This window comes from Pseudomonas sp. FG1 (assembly GCF_034313875.1).
GTDB classification, from domain to species: Bacteria; Pseudomonadota; Gammaproteobacteria; order Pseudomonadales; family Pseudomonadaceae; genus Aquipseudomonas; species Aquipseudomonas veronii.
The window spans coordinates 1165407-1179751 of record NZ_JAVIWP010000001.1 but is presented as its reverse complement, the minus strand read 5'-3'; the positions used below and the strand labels follow the sequence as shown (position 1 = coordinate 1179751).

15 protein-coding genes are annotated in these 14345 nt (G+C 62.6%); 6 read left to right on the top strand and 9 right to left on the bottom strand.

The window, feature by feature from the left end; translation table 11 throughout:
- The first annotated feature begins 56 nt into the window (after window positions 1-56).
- Window positions 57-1241 carry a C17 cyclopropane fatty acid synthase CfaB gene (gene cfaB / locus RGV59_RS05560; protein WP_026140407.1) on the top strand — a complete coding sequence of 395 codons (1185 nt, stop codon included), beginning with the start codon at window positions 57-59 and terminating at the stop codon, window positions 1239-1241.
- A gap of 622 nt (window positions 1242-1863) precedes the next feature.
- Here the strand turns inward: cfaB and cls are convergent.
- Entirely contained in the window at window positions 1864-3303 is a 1440-nt protein-coding gene (cls, locus tag RGV59_RS05555) for a cardiolipin synthase (RefSeq protein ID WP_046484309.1), read from the bottom strand.
- Window positions 3304-3433: 130 nt separating this feature from the next.
- Here cls and RGV59_RS05550 point away from each other — a divergent pair, with 130 nt between their 5' ends.
- A complete protein-coding gene (locus RGV59_RS05550; protein ID WP_017850052.1) occupies window positions 3434-3955 on the top strand; it encodes a DUF3617 domain-containing protein in 522 nt (173 codons plus the stop codon).
- Here the strand turns inward: RGV59_RS05550 and RGV59_RS05545 are convergent.
- The 6 genes from RGV59_RS05545 to folE2 are packed head-to-tail and all read right to left on the bottom strand — an operon-like array spanning window position 3952 to window position 9161.
- A complete protein-coding gene (locus tag RGV59_RS05545; protein WP_126586305.1) occupies window positions 3952-5289 on the bottom strand; it encodes a dihydroorotase in 1338 nt (445 codons plus the stop codon). The genes RGV59_RS05550 and RGV59_RS05545 overlap by 4 nt on opposite strands.
- Before the next feature lie 3 nt (window positions 5290-5292).
- The gene (locus tag RGV59_RS05540; RefSeq protein WP_017850050.1) at window positions 5293-5853 is read right to left on the bottom strand and encodes a DapH/DapD/GlmU-related protein; all 561 of its coding nucleotides are present in this window, start codon (window positions 5851-5853) and stop codon (window positions 5293-5295) included.
- Complete coding sequence (locus RGV59_RS05535) at window positions 5850-6728, bottom strand: metal ABC transporter substrate-binding protein (protein WP_046381599.1); 879 nt, start codon at window positions 6726-6728, stop codon at window positions 5850-5852. Before RGV59_RS05535 ends, RGV59_RS05540 begins: the two co-directional genes overlap by 4 nt.
- An 11-nt stretch (window positions 6729-6739) precedes the next feature.
- Window positions 6740-7606, bottom strand: coding sequence for a metal ABC transporter permease (locus RGV59_RS05530; RefSeq protein ID WP_017850048.1), 867 nt, complete (start codon window positions 7604-7606; stop codon window positions 6740-6742).
- Window positions 7606-8274: a metal ABC transporter ATP-binding protein gene (locus RGV59_RS05525; RefSeq protein ID WP_126586303.1), complete on the bottom strand. Its 669-nt coding sequence runs from the start codon at window positions 8272-8274 to the stop codon at window positions 7606-7608. Before RGV59_RS05525 ends, RGV59_RS05530 begins: the two co-directional genes overlap by 1 nt.
- On the bottom strand, window positions 8271-9161 hold the full coding sequence (folE2, locus tag RGV59_RS05520; protein WP_126586301.1) for a GTP cyclohydrolase FolE2: 891 nt from the start codon (window positions 9159-9161) through the stop codon (window positions 8271-8273). The genes RGV59_RS05525 and folE2 overlap by 4 nt, the downstream gene beginning before the upstream one ends.
- A gap of 129 nt (window positions 9162-9290) precedes the next feature.
- On the opposite strand from folE2, the gene RGV59_RS05515 reads away from it, so the two are divergent.
- Window positions 9291-10493: an N-acetylmuramoyl-L-alanine amidase gene (locus RGV59_RS05515; RefSeq protein ID WP_108525799.1), complete on the top strand. Its 1203-nt coding sequence runs from the start codon at window positions 9291-9293 to the stop codon at window positions 10491-10493.
- Here the strand turns inward: RGV59_RS05515 and RGV59_RS05510 are convergent.
- On the bottom strand, window positions 10490-10858 hold the full coding sequence (locus tag RGV59_RS05510) for a hypothetical protein (protein ID WP_017850044.1): 369 nt from the start codon (window positions 10856-10858) through the stop codon (window positions 10490-10492). The genes RGV59_RS05515 and RGV59_RS05510 overlap by 4 nt on opposite strands.
- Before the next feature lie 139 nt (window positions 10859-10997).
- Here RGV59_RS05510 and zigA point away from each other — a divergent pair, with 139 nt between their 5' ends.
- Genes zigA through RGV59_RS05495 form a run of 3 tightly spaced genes read left to right on the top strand, consistent with a single transcriptional unit; the run spans window position 10998 to window position 13857 of the window.
- Complete coding sequence (gene zigA / locus RGV59_RS05505) at window positions 10998-12206, top strand: zinc metallochaperone GTPase ZigA (RefSeq protein WP_017850043.1); 1209 nt, start codon at window positions 10998-11000, stop codon at window positions 12204-12206.
- Window positions 12206-12850 (top strand): DUF1826 domain-containing protein, encoded by a 645-nt coding sequence (locus RGV59_RS05500; RefSeq protein ID WP_126586299.1) that lies wholly within the window; start codon window positions 12206-12208, stop codon window positions 12848-12850. The genes zigA and RGV59_RS05500 overlap by 1 nt, the downstream gene beginning before the upstream one ends.
- Window positions 12851-12894: 44 nt before the next feature.
- Window positions 12895-13857 carry a CobW family GTP-binding protein gene (locus tag RGV59_RS05495; RefSeq protein WP_126586297.1) on the top strand — a complete coding sequence of 321 codons (963 nt, stop codon included), beginning with the start codon at window positions 12895-12897 and terminating at the stop codon, window positions 13855-13857.
- On the opposite strand, the gene RGV59_RS05490 is transcribed toward RGV59_RS05495, so the two are convergent.
- The gene (locus tag RGV59_RS05490) at window positions 13851-14243 is read right to left on the bottom strand and encodes a DUF3301 domain-containing protein (protein ID WP_017850040.1); all 393 of its coding nucleotides are present in this window, start codon (window positions 14241-14243) and stop codon (window positions 13851-13853) included. The genes RGV59_RS05495 and RGV59_RS05490 overlap by 7 nt on opposite strands.
- Window positions 14244-14345: the final 102 nt, after the last annotated feature.

Here is a 14345-nt window from a genome sequence, read left to right as displayed (position 1 = left end):
CGGTCGTCGGATGGTCTACCCTCTTTCCAGACGTCTGAAACAAGGGGGGACTACTCATGCTCGCGCAACTTCCACCGGCCTTACAGAATCTTCAGCTACCGCTGCGTCTTCGACTCTGGGACGGCCATGAATTCAACTTGGGCCCTGAGCCCAGTGTGACCATCGTGGTGAAGGACCCCACGATTGTGTCCAAGCTTTCCCATCCCACGCTCGATTCATTGGGCGAAGCCTTCGTCGAGGGCAAACTGGAGCTGGAAGGCTCCATCTCCGAGGTGATCCGGGTGTGTGACGAGTTGAGTCACGCCCTCGTCGATGACGATGGGGGCAATCGTCCGGTGCGCTCGTTCCACGACAAGGCCACTGACGCAGCGGCGATTTCCTACCATTACGACCTGTCCAACGAGTTCTACCAGCTGTGGCTCGACCAGGACATGGCGTATTCCTGCGGTTATTTCGAAACCGGCAGCGAATCCATCGATCAGGCCCAACAAGACAAATTCCGCCACCTGTGCCGCAAGTTGCGCTTGCAGCCGGGGGAGTATTTGCTCGATGTCGGCTGTGGTTGGGGCGGGCTGGCGCGGTATGCGGCGCGGGAGTTCGGGGTAAAGGTGTTCGGCATCACCCTGAGCAAGGAGCAACTGGCCCTGGCCAAGGCACGCGTGAAAGCCGAGGGCCTGGACGATCAGGTGGACCTGCAACTGCTCGATTACCGTGATCTGCCCCAGGACGGTCGTTTCGACAAAGTGGTGAGCGTGGGCATGTTCGAACACGTCGGCCACGCCAACCTGGCGCAATACTGCAAAACCCTGTTTGGCGCGGTGCGCGAAGGCGGGCTGGTGATGAACCATGGCATCACCGCCAAGCACACCGACGGACGCCCCGTGGGCCGCGGCGCCGGGGATTTCATCGAGCGCTACGTTTTCCCCAACGGCGAACTGCCGCACCTGGCGATGATGACCGCCGAACTCAGCGAAGCCGGGCTCGAAGTGGTCGACGTGGAAAGCCTGCGCCTGCACTACGCACGCACCCTGGACCACTGGAGCGAACGCCTGGAAGACAACCTGGAAGCGGCGGCGAAGATGGTGCCGGCGCAGGCGTTGCGCATCTGGCGGTTGTACCTGGCCGGTTGCGCCTACGCGTTTGCGCGGGGCTGGATCAACCTGCACCAGATCCTGGCGGTAAAACCCCACGCCGATGGCAGCCACGAACTGCCGTGGACGCGGGAAGATATCTACCGCTGAAGCATTTTCCCACAGCCCCGCAGATCCAAATGTGGGAGGGGCTTGCCCCCGATGGCGGTGTGTCAGCTAGCGGATTGGGCACTGATTCACCGCTATCGGGGGCAAGCCCCCTCCCACATTTTTACCGCAGCGTCTGTTAGTGAAGCGGTGAAACACGCCGTGCGATCCGCATACTGGCGGTAAAACCCTTCGCCGATGGCAGCCACGAACTGCCGTGGACGCGGGAAAATATCTACCGCTGAAGCATTTTCCCACAGCCCCGCGGATGCAAATGTGGGAGGGGGCTTGCCCCCGATTGCGGTGTGTCAGCTAGCGGATTGGGCACTGATTCACCGCTATCGGGGGCAAGCCCCCTCCCACATTTTTACCGCAGCGTCTGTTAGTGAAGCGGTGAAACACGCCGTGCGATCCGCATACTGGCGGTAAAACCCTTCGCCGATGGCAGCCACGAACTACCGTGGACACGGGAAAATATCTACCGCTGAAGCATTTCCCCACAGCCCCGCAGATCCAAATGTGGGAGGGGGCTTGCCCCCGATTGCGGTGTGTCAGCTAGCGGATTGGGCACTGATTCACCGCTATCGGGGGCAAGCCCCCTCCCACATTTTTACCGCAGTGTCTGTTAGAGAATCGGTGAGATAAGCCGCGCGACCCGCATGCCCAGTTGTTGCAGGCGGCGGGTTTCGCGGCTTTCTTCCTGGCTGACTTCATGGGCCAGGGCGAAGTCATCGAGCAGCATGTGTTCCACTTGCTGGGCGAAGGCTTCATCGACGGTCAGCAACATCACCTCGAAATTCAGGCGGAACGAACGGTTGTCCATGTTCGCACTGCCGATGGCGCTGATTTCGCTGTCGACCAACACCACTTTCTGGTGCAGAAACCCCGGCGTATAGCGGAACACCCGCACCCCGGCGCGCACCGCTTCGATCGCGTAAAGGCTGGAGGCGGCATACACGATGCGGTGGTCGGGCCGCGACGGCAGCAGCAGGCGCACGTCGACCCCGCGCAGCACCGCCAGGCGCAGGGCGGCAAACACCGCTTCATCCGGGATGAAATACGGGCTGGTGATCCACACCCGCTCGGTCGCGGCGTGGATCGCTTCGACAAAAAACAGCGAGCAGGTTTCATAAGGGTCGGCCGGGCCGCTGGCGAGCAATTGGCAGAGCACGCCGTTTTCGGGGTAGGTGTCTGGCAGGATCAGCGGCGGCAGTTCCCGCGCCGCCCAGAACCAGTCTTCGGCAAACGATTCCTGCAGGCACGCCACCACCGGGCCGGTGACCTGCACATGGGTATCGCGCCACGGCGCCAGCGGCGGCTTTTTGCCCAAGTACTCATCGCCGACGTTATGCCCGCCGACAAACCCGGTGATGCCATCCACCACCACGATCTTGCGGTGGTTGCGGAAGTTGACCTGGAAGCGATTGAGCCAGCCGCTGCGGGTGGCGAACGCCTTGACCTGCACCCCGGCGTCGCGCAGCGTTTGTGCATAGTGAGAGGGCAGGGCGTGGCTGCCGATGCGGTCGTAGAGCACGTAGACGGCGACGCCTTGGGCGGCTTTTTCCTTCAGCAAGGCATGCAACTGCCGACCGAGTTCGTCGTCATGAATGATGAAGAACTGGAACAGCACGGCGGTTTTGGCGCGGCGAATCGCCTCGAAGATCGCACTGAAGGTGGCGTCACCATTGATCAGCAAACGCACTTCATTATTCGCCAGGCACGGCATGCGGCCCAGCTTCGGCATCGCTCGCAGGGAGGCGTAGGCGCTGGAGTTGCGGGCGGCCAGGGCTTCCTCGACCCACGGGCGCCAGTTCAGCTCGTTGATCGCAGTGTGCATTTCCTGGTTGGCCTGGCGCCGCGCCTGGATGTACGCATCGAAGGTGCTGCGGCCGAAGATCAGGTACGGGATCAGCGTGAGGTAGGGTATGAACATCAGCGACAACGCCCAGGCAATCGAGCCTTGGGCGGTCCTGACGGTCAGCACTGCATGGATCGCGGCGAGCGTCCCGAGAAAATGCAGCGTGGCGATGAAGTAGGCGAGCAGGTGCGGGCCAAAAAAATCCATGGACGATGGTACTCCAGGCAATCCAGTGCCTAACAGACCATGTTCGGTCAGGAATGTCGCTATTTTATTTGCCGTGCAACACTGGCGCTTTTGTGGCGTCTAATGCCCACAATTATCCAGGAGTTACCCGATGAATGCTCGTCTGCTAGGTTTGGCCATGGTTATTGGTTTGTCGCTGCCCGTGGCGGCCCAGGCGCAGATGCTGGCGCCTGGTTTGTGGGAATTGACCACGAGCAACATGAAAGTGGATAACCAGGACCTGCCGGATTTGTCATTGATCCTCGGTCAGCTCAAGCAACAAATGACCCCCGAACAGCGCGCCATGCTGGAAAAACAAGGCATCACCATGGCCGGTAAAGGCGTGCAGGTGTGCCTCACCCCCGCCCAGGTCGCCTCCGACGCGATCCCGCTGACCGATCCGCAGTCGGGCTGCAAACAGCAAGTGACCGACAAGAGCGGCAACCAGTGGAAATTCCGTTTCAGCTGCCCGAAAGCCCAGGGCACCGGCGTTGCCACCTTCCAGAGCCAGAAGGAATTCACCACCACGGTCAACGGCACCTTCAATGCCACCGGCATTCAGCAGAAGGGCAGCCTGGACAGTCACGCCCAGTGGCTGGGGGAAAACTGCGGCAGCGTCAAACCGCGCGCTTAACGCTGAAAGTGCAGGGGCAGGCCCTGGCAGCTGTCGACCACCTGGCCGGTGTGCCAGGCCAACTGGCCCGACACCAGAGTGGTGCTGACGCTGTGGCGAAAGCGGCGCTCGGCGAACGGTGTCCAGCCGCAGCGGGCCAGGATCGGCTGGCTGCGGACCGGCTTGCCTTCGGGTTCGGGTTTGATCAGCACCAGATCGGCCCAATAGCCTTCGCGCAGGTAGCCACGGTCCGGGATCGCGAACAGGTCGGCAACGCGATGACTGGTTTTCGCCACCAGGGTGGTCAGCGGCAGCAGCCCATCGGCCACCAACTCCAGTAACGCCGGCAACGCATGTTGCACCAGGGGCAAACCCGACGGCGCCTCACCGTACGCCAACTGCTTTTGCGCCCAGGTATGCGGCGCATGGTCGGTGCCGATCACATCCAGTCGCTCACCGAGCAGGGCCAGGCGCAAGGCGTCGCGGTCGGCGCGGGTCTTGATCGCCGGGTTGCATTTGATCTGGTGGCCCAGGCGGTGATAGTCGCGGTCGTCGAACAACAGGTGATGGACGCAGACCTCGGCGGTGATGCGTTTCTGCGCCAGCGGCTGGTCTTCGAACAACGCCAACTCGCGGGCGCTGCTCAGGTGCAACACATGCAGGCGCGTGCCGTGGCGCTTGGCCAGTTCCACCGCCAGTGAAGACGAGCGATAACAGGCTTCGGCATCGCGGATCAGCGGATGGGCGGCGGCAGGGATGTTGTCGCCGAAACGCTCGCGCAAGCGCTGTTCGTTGGCCTGGATACTCGGCGTGTGTTCGCAGTGGGCCAGCAGGATCGTCGGCACATCGGCGAACAGGCGCTCCAGAATCCGTGGATCGTCCACCAGCATGTTGCCGGTGGACGCGCCCATGAACACTTTGACCCCGGCCACTTGCCGCGGGTCGAGCGCGGCGACGGTGTCGAGGTTGTCGTTGCTGACGCCGAAGTGAAAACCGTAGTTGGCCACCGAGTGCTGGACGGCGCGGCGTTTTTTGTCGGCCAGCGCTTCCAGGGTGAGGGTGGCCGGCCGGGTGTTGGGCATGTCCATGAAACTGGTGATGCCGCCGGCCACCGCTGCGCGGGATTCGCTGTAGAAACCGCCTTTGTCCGGCGCGCCGGGTTCGCGAAAGTGAACCTGGTCATCGATCATCCCCGGCAGCAGCCATTGACCGTGGGCGTCGATTTCCACAGGCGCCGTGTGCCCCGTGATGCTGCTGGCGATCTTCTCGATACGGCCGTGGGCGACCAGCATGTCGGCGTCGAATACCTGGCCTTCATTCACCAGTCGAGCGTTGCGGATCAACAGGCGGCTCATGGTTCAGAACTCGTTTTGCAGGGCTTTGTAACCCTGCACCAGATCGACGTTGGTACGCGCTACGTCCTCGGAAAACTCCGACGCGCTGACGCTCACCGGCGGGAATTGCGACAGGTCGGTGTTGGGCCCGATGCGGGTGGTCGAAGGCACGTAGAACGCGGCGGGCAAGTCGCGGCCGTCGACCACCGAGTTGTGGCGCACCACGCAGCCGTCGCCGACGGCGCAGTTGAACAACACGCTGTTGAAGCCGATGAACACGCGGTCGCCGACGCTGCAGGGGCCGTGGACGATGGAGCGGTGGGCGATGGAGGTGAACTCGCCGATGGTCACCGCCGCGCCGGATTTGGAGTGGATCACCACGCCGTCCTGGATATTGGAGTTGGCGCCGATGGTGATCGGGTCCATGTCGCCGCTGGCGTCGACCTCGTCCGCGCGGATCACGGCGTAGGGGCCGACGAATACGTTCTCACCGATGATGACCTTGCCGCAGATGATCGCGGTTTTATCGACGTAGGCCGATTCGGCAATCACCGGCAGATCACCGGATGGGTTCTTGCGGATCATGGTTTGCCCAACGCGGCGCACAGGGTGTTGAGGTTGTATTCGAACAGCCCGAGAAAGGTGCTGGCCGGGCCTTCTGCGGCGAGGGCGTCGGAATACAGCGTGCCGCCGATCTGCGCGCCGCTTTCGCTGGCGATCTGTTTGAGCAGGCGCGAGTCCTTGATGTTTTCAATGAACACGGCTTTGACCTTGTCCTTGCGGATCTGAGTGATCAGCGCGGCGACTTCGGCGGCGGAAGGCTCACGCTCGGTGGACAAACCCTGAGGCGCGAGGAACTGGATGCCATAGGCCTGGCCCAGGTAGCCGAACGCGTCATGGGAGGTGACGATGCGGCGGTTGCCCGCTGGCAGTGCGCCGAACTTGGCCTTGGCCTCGGCGAGCAAACGGTAGATGTCTTTCAGGTACGCCTGGCTGTTGCGCAGGTAGTCGGCCTGGTTGGCCGGGTCGGCGGCCACCAGCGCCTTGGTGATGTTGTTCACATAGATTTCGGCGTTGGCCAGGTTATGCCAGGCGTGCGGGTCCGGGATGGTTTCGCCGTCTTCTTCCATGGTGTGGGAGATCACGCCTTTACTGGCGGTAACCACGGTGGCGCGGGTTTCGGTGCTGGTCACCAGGCGGTCCAGCCACGGCTCGAAGCCAAGGCCATTCTTGATGATCAGCTTGGCCTTGAGCAGCGCCTTGGCATCGTCCGGGGTCGGCTCGTAGGTATGAGCGTCGGCGTCGGGGCCGACCATGTTGCTGATCTGGATGTGTTCGCCACCGATCTGGTGGGTGATGTCATCGAGAATACTGAAGCTGGTCACCACCTGGAGTTTGTCGGCGGCCTGGGCCATGGACAACGGCAGTAGCAGACTGAACAACACGAGTAGAGCGCGCATCGGGAGACACCTCATTGGGATGACAGCAAGGGCGGGCGGCGCAGCAAGCCATGCACCGGACCGAAGATCACGGACAGCAGGTACCCACCGCCAGCCACCAGCACAATCGCCGGGCCACTGGGCAGTGAGTAGTAGAACGACAGCAACAAGCCAAGCCACACCGACAGGCATCCCAGCACTGCCGATACTGCGATCAGCACCGGCAAGCGCCGGCTCCAGAAGCGGGACGCGATGGCCGGCAACATCATCAAACCCACCACCATCAGCGCGCCGATGGCCTGGAAACCGATCACCAGGTTCAGCACCACCAGGGTCAAAAACAGCCCGTGGGCCAACGGGCCGAGGCGGCTGACGGTTTGCAGGAACAGCGGGTCGAGGGTGTCCAGCAGCAGCGGTTTGTAGATCAGCACCATGGCGACCAGGCTGAAACCGGAGACCCAGAGCATGCCGGTCAAGGTGGTTTCGTCGACGGCCAGGGCCGAGCCGAACAGCAGGTGCAGCAGGTCCAGGCGCTTGCCGGCAAGGCCGAGGATCAGCACACCGGCGGCGAGGGAGATGGGGTAGATGGCGGCCAGGCTGGCGTCTTCGCGCAGGCCGGTGCGACGGGTGATCCACGCGGCCAACCCCGCCATGCTCAGGCCGGCGCCGAGGCCGCCGATGGTCAGCGCGGGCAGGCTCAGGCCGGCGAACCAGAAACCCAGGGCGGCACCGGGCAGGATGCCGTGGGCGACGGCGTCACCGATCAGGCTCATGCGCCGCAGGATCAGGAACACCCCCAACGGCGCGGTGCTGCAAGCGAGTACCAGGCCGCCGATCAAGGCGCGGCGCATGAACACGAAGTCGAGAAACGGCATCCACAGGTGGGCGGTGAAGTGCATCAGGCCACCTGCATGTGCGGTTGCGGGCGGATCAGTTCTTTGCTCGGCCCGAACCGGCAGCCCGTGCTTTTGATCTGCACCACTTGCTGGGTGTGTTGACGCACGGAGGCCAAGTCATGACAGACCACGACCACCGTGCGGCCTTCGTCATGCCAGGTGTGGATATGTTTCCAGCACAGGGCCTGGCCGTCTTCGTCGAGGGCGGCGTGGGGTTCGTCGAGCAGCAACACCGGCGCTTCGGCCAGGCTCATGCGGGCGAGCAGGGCGCGTTGCAGTTCGCCGCCGGACAAGGCCATCAACGGGCGCTGTTCCAGGCCGCTGAGGCACCAGTCTTCCAACACGGCGTGCAGACGTTCGCTGCGTTGTTGCGGGGTGAGTCGGGTGCCCCAGAAACCGGCGGCGACCAGCTCTTGCAAGCTGATGGGGAACTGCCGATCGAGGTGTTGTTGCTGGGGCAGGAAGGACACGCCGCCGCGACGCGGCACATCCACGCGGATTTTGCCCGCCAGCGGCTTTTGCAGGCCGGCGATGACTTTGAGCAGGCTGCTTTTACCGCAGCCGTTGGGGCCGATCACGCCGGTAAGGCTGCCGGTTTCCAGGGTGAAGTCCACGGCGGGTGTCAGGGGTTGGCCGGGGGCACCCCAGCGCAAAGCGGTGCAGGTGATCATGCTGAGTGTCTCGTCCAACGGCTTTCAGCCACGGCATCGTGCGCGTGCAGGCTTTCGGCGTGGATCACTTTGAGGTGGAAGGCTTGGACGGCATCCGAGCGTTTCAAGGCGAGGTTCAAGCGGCGGGCGGCGTCTTCGCAGAACATCAGGTTCTGCCCGTTGGCCAGGGCGAAGGCTTGTTCGTCCGCACGTTTCACCGCGGTTTGCACGGCGGTGCCGAGGGCGGCTTCGGCGGTATTGATCAACTCGGTCAGCGCCAGCTGCTCGCCGCGCAACTGGACGCGCAGTTGCGCGCTGCTGCGCTGGCTGTGGGGCGTGGCGACGATGCCGTTGGCGCTACCGAGCCAGCTCAGCACATCGGCGTGCTGCAACGGCGTGTTGCCGAAATCTTCGAGAAATTGCTGCTGAATCAACTGCCTGGCGAGGGCCGCCGAGCACGGGCAGGTTGAGGAATAAGTCACCTCGATGTTTAGTTCCACGTGGAACATCTGGTTTTCCACGCGCGCTTCGATACTCACCGGGTAGCCCTTCCAGCCAGCCAGTGGGCTGACCAATGCCGGGCGCTTGAGCAGCAGATCGGTGTGGATACGCAGGTAGGCGTTATTAGATAAACCTTCATGACTGTCGAGAAAACGCTGCAGTACCTTACGCAGAAGTGCCGGAGTCAGTGGCTGCTGGTCGAGCATCTCCAGCGCCAGGTACAGGCGCGACATATGAATGCCACGGGCGGCACCGTCGTCCAGGCTGACGCCGGCATCGGCCGTGGCGGCGAGGCGTTGGTCGTCGATCAAAATAGGCAAGGCGATGCCGCACATGCCCACCCAGTCGAGCGGCAAGGCTTGGCGTGAAGCCTGCGCGGCGATATCCGGCAGAGTCAGCGCATTCATGAGCAGGTCCATCGTTGGCGATAAAAAAGACATGTTATATTATAACGATTGAGTCGACGATGAATTTTCTGCTCCGGCCTTTTTTCAGTCATGTCGAGTAAGGACGCTCCTTTATTTGCGGTATTTGTCATGCACAGACGTCAGCTCCTCAACCTGCTCCTGGTCAGCCCGCTGTTCACCTTGCCCTTCACCGCGTCGGCCACGCAGATTCGCAACGCCCGCCTGTGGCGCTCGGACGACAAGCTGCGGCTGGTGTTCGACCTCAGTGGCCCGGTGAACTACAAGACTTTTTCCCTGACCGCGCCGGAACGCCTGATCATCGACCTGAGCGGCGCCGGGCTCAGTGGCGACTTCTCTCAGTTGGTCTTGAAGAACAGCGGGATCACCTCGATTCGCTCCGGGCACTTCGGCAAGGCGGATACGCGCATCGTGCTGGACCTCGCCACGCCGATGCAGCTCACCAGCTTTTTGTTGCCGCCCCAGGATGGGCAAGGGCACCGCCTGGTGCTTGATCTCACCAGCGCCACCCAGGTGCCTCACCCGATAGCGGCCGCACCCAGACCGCTGGTCGACAGGGCGCACCCCAAGCGCGACATCATCGTGGTGGTCGACCCCGGCCACGGCGGCAAGGACCCCGGCGCCATTGGTTCCAAGGGCCAGCGCGAAAAAGACGTGGTGCTGTCCATTGCGCAATTGCTGGCCAAACGCTTGAAGCGCGAGAAAGGGTTCGATGTGAAGCTGGTGCGCAACGATGACTTCTTCGTGCCGCTGCGCAAGCGCGTGGAGATCGCCCACAAACACAACGCCGACATGTTTATCTCGGTGCATGCGGATGCGGCACCACGGATCAGCGCGTCGGGGGCTTCGGTGTATGCCTTGTCCGAAGGCGGTGCCACCTCGGCCACGGCGCGGTTCATGGCGCAACGGGAAAACGGCGCCGACCTGCTGGGCGCCACCAGTCTGCTGAACCTCAAGGACAAGGACCCGATGCTGGCCGGGGTGATTCTCGACATGTCGATGAACGCCACCATCGCCTCCAGCCTGCAACTGGGCAGCTCGATCCTGGGCAGCCTGGAAGGCATCACCTCGTTGCATCAAAAGCGTGTGGAACAGGCCGGATTCGCGGTGCTCAAGTCACCGGATGTCCCGTCGATCCTGGTGGAGACCGGGTTTATCTCCAATGCGCGGGACAGTGCGCGGCTGGTCACGGCGCGGCATCAACAGGCGGTGGCGGAGGGTTTGTTCCTCGGCCTGCAGCGCTATTTCCAGAAGAACCCGCCGGTGAACAGCTACATGGCTTGGGTCCAGGAACAGAAACACAACCAGGCCTAACAGCCGGTCACACGGCTGCAGGTGAACGTGGCGCTGGCGCCACCGGAGCTGGAAAACCGGTTGATTGTGGTCCAGCCCACACGCCGCGTGTAGCCGACCCACGCTTCACCGTCCGAGGCCAAGCCGGTGAAGAACGTCAGTTGCCCGTAGCGGCTGTTGGTTTGCGCCCAATAGCGCCTGCCGATCGCCTCGAAACCGCGCAGATACGTGGTGCTGCCAACCGTCGCCACGCTGTAGGCATTGCCCAGCGGATCGACGCAGGCCAGCAGGTTGGCGCTGCGCGTGCAATTGGCCGACAGGCGCGGCACTTGGGCGCAGGCCTGGGTCGTGATGAGCAACAGCAGGCTACAGAGTAGATATTTCATAGGCTTTCTCGACGTAGACAGGCGCCAGCATTGCTCCGTTGGTCATGATGAGCAAGCGGGGGATTGGCTTATTTGTGTTGTTATAATATAACATTAAGTACAGCCCGGCTTGAACGGGCGGCCTGATGAGAATGACCTGATGCCCAATCGTCTCCCCGTTACCGTGTTGTCCGGCTTTCTCGGCGCCGGTAAAAGTACGCTGCTCAACTATGTCCTGCGCAACCGCGACAACCTGCGGGTGGCGGTGATCGTCAACGACATGAGCGAAATCAACATCGACGGCGGCGAGGTGCAGCGCGACGTCACCCTCAACCGCGCCGAAGAAAAACTGGTGGAGATGAGCAACGGCTGCATCTGCTGCACCTTGCGTGAAGACCTGCTCGAAGAGGTCGGAAAACTCGCCAGGGATGGTCGCTTCGATTACCTGTTGATCGAATCCACCGGCATCTCCGAACCGTTGCCCGTGGCCGAAACCTTCACCTTTCGCGATGAAAACGAGCAGAGCCTGGCCGATATTGCGCGCTTGGACACCATGGTCACCGTGGTCGACGGCATGAACTTCCTGCTCGACTATCAGGCCGCCGAAAGCCTCGCGTCGCGGGGCGAAACCCTTGGCGAAGAAGACGAACGCTCGATCACCGACCTGTTGATCGAGCAGATCGAATTTGCCGACGTCATCCTGATCAGCAAAATCGACCTGATCGGCCGCCACGAGCGTGAGGAACTGATGGCCATCCTCGAACGCCTGAACGCCCAGGCCGAGATCATTCCGATGGTCATGGGCGAAGTGCCGCTGAACAAAATCCTCAACACCGGCCGCTTCGACTTCGAACGTGCCGCCCAGGCCCCCGGCTGGCTGCAGGAACTGCGCGGCGAGCATGTGCCGGAAACCGAAGAGTACGGCATCGCCTCCACGGCTTACCGCGCGCGCCGTCCGTTCCATCCGCAGCGCTTTTTCGAGTTTATCGACCGCCCTTGGGTGAACGGCAAACTCCTGCGCTCCAAGGGCTTTTTCTGGCTGGCCAGCAAGCCGCAGGACGCCGGCAGTTGGTCCCAGGCGGGCGGCCTGATGCGCCATGGCTTTGCCGGACGTTGGTGGCGTTTTGTGCCGAAAAGCCAGTGGCCGCAGGACGAAGAAAGCGTCGCCGCGATCATGGGCCACTGGCAAGCAAGCACCGGCGATTGCCGTCAGGAACTGGTGTTCATCGGGCAAAACATCGACTTCGCGCAGATGCGTGCCGAACTGGACGCCTGCCTGCTGACCGATGAAGAAATGGCCCTGGGCGTCGACGCATGGCGCTTGCTGGCCGATCCTTTTGGCCCTTGGTATGAAGAGGCGGCGGCCTGATGCTGGCACCGCTCATCCCCCTGCGCCCGGTGATCCGCCAGACCTGCGGCGACACCCCGCTGGCGCTGTCCGAGATTCTCGAAGACGGCGTCAACCTGGCGCTGTGGCAGCGCCAATTGCCGTTGCACATCGCCGAGTTCGGCGCCTTGCTGGTGGCGCTCGACGAGCCGTTGGCCGAGTCGTTGGTCATCGAGTTGTCCAGCGACGACGCGGTGCCGAACGTGCAGGGATTAGCCGCCTGCTGCCGCGATCTTGAGGGTTACGAAGGGTTTATCGCCGATGTGTCGTGGCTGATCGGCGCGTTTGCCTGCCTGCTTGGCGCCCGTCGGATCGGCGTGCGTTTGCGCCTGTTGGACAAAGCCATGTGCCCGCGCTTTCACGTCGACCATGTGCCCGTGCGCCTGATCACCACGTATGCCGGCATCGGCAGCCAATGGTTGCGCGAAGGCGTGATGGACCGCCGCCAGTTGGGCCAGGCGGATGCCGAGCCCAGCGAGCGTATCGAGCAGATTCGCTGCGGCGAAGTGGCATTGCTCAAAGGGACGAAGTGGCATGGCAACGAAGCTCACGGCCTGATTCACCGCTCGCCGCAGCTTAAAGCCGATGAGCGACGGTTAATTCTGACGCTGGATTGGCTGGCATAACCGCGTAGGATCAAACGCTCTACACGGCTTGAATGATGCCCTCTATGCTGCAGAACATTCCTACTCATGTGATTGCCGGGCCCCTGGGCGCCGGCAAGACCAGCCTGATCAAACACCTGCTCGCCCAACGCCCGGCCAACGAGCGCTGGGCGGTGTTGATCAACGAATTCGGGCAGATCGGTCTGGATGCGGCCTTGCTGACCCAGGCCGACGACGGCATTGCCCTGGGCGAAGTGGCGGGTGGCTGCTTGTGCTGTGTGAATGGTGCGCCGTTCCAGGTCGGACTGGGTCGCTTGCTGCGTAAGGCCAAGCCTGACCGCCTGTTTATCGAGCCTTCGGGGCTCGGGCACCCGGTGCAGGTGCTCAAGCAATTGCGCGAGGCGCCATGGCAGGATGTGCTCGCGGTTCAGCCTTGCGTGCTGGTGCTGGATGCGCAAGCCCTGGCGGCGGGCAAACCATTGCCGGAGGCGCAGCGCGAAGCACTCGCCAGCGCCGGCCTGTTGGTCCTGAACAAGGATGAGGCGCTGGACGCCGCACAGCGCGAGGCGATCGAACGGCAGTTAGTCGAGGTTCCGTTTTACTGGACGCGTCAGGCGCAATTGCCACTGCAGCTTTTGCCAGGCCTGAACGCACAGGCTGCAGCGGCTGTGGATAACTTCGTGGCGCCCAAGGGCGTGGCGCAAATGCCGGCGGTGTGGAGCGATCCTGCGTTGCCGATCTGCTTGAGCCAGGCCCAGGAGGGCGGCTGGAGCATCGGTTGGCGCTGGCATCCGAGCCAGTCATTCGATCACCAGCGCCTGGCGCAATGGCTGACACGCCTGGATTGGCGTCGCGCCAAACTGGTTATCCACAGCACCGACGGCTGGATCTCCGGCAACGCTGTGGATAACAGCCCACTCGTCTGGCAACCCAGCGAATGGCGGCGTGATTCGCGTATCGAACTGATTTTCAGCGCGCCACAGGACGTGGCCGCGCTACAGCAGACGCTGGCGGCCTGCCGTCATTGACGGTGCTTGGCGTGGTCCTGGCGCCACTGGCTGAGTTCGATCACGTCGGCGCTGGGTAGCGGCGTCTTGATTTCGAACGGGTAGGGCGCCAGTTCGATCTGCGCGCTGTGGGCGCCGAACTGGGTGATGGTCCCGGGGTGGCGGGTTTCGCCGGTCACGGTGAATTCGAAATTGTAGATGCGCGCCAGGCGTCGCCGTCCTTTGGCATCCTTCACAAAACCGATGCGTTTCAGGGCCACGGCACCGTCGAGCAACTCGATATCGAGCTTGGCGCAATGCTGCTTGACCCGCTCCAACGCGCGCTCGCGCAGGCCGTGGTTGTGCCATACCCAGGCGGCGCCGGTCGCCAGCAGCATCAACACGAAGATGTTTCCCAGGGTCAGCATGCGAAAAAACTCCAACGAAGTGAGAGCAGCTTAACTGTGTCGTCGGCCTGTCGTACAGGCTGTGTTTGGTCGCATACTGCGCGACCAGAATTTCAATGGTTT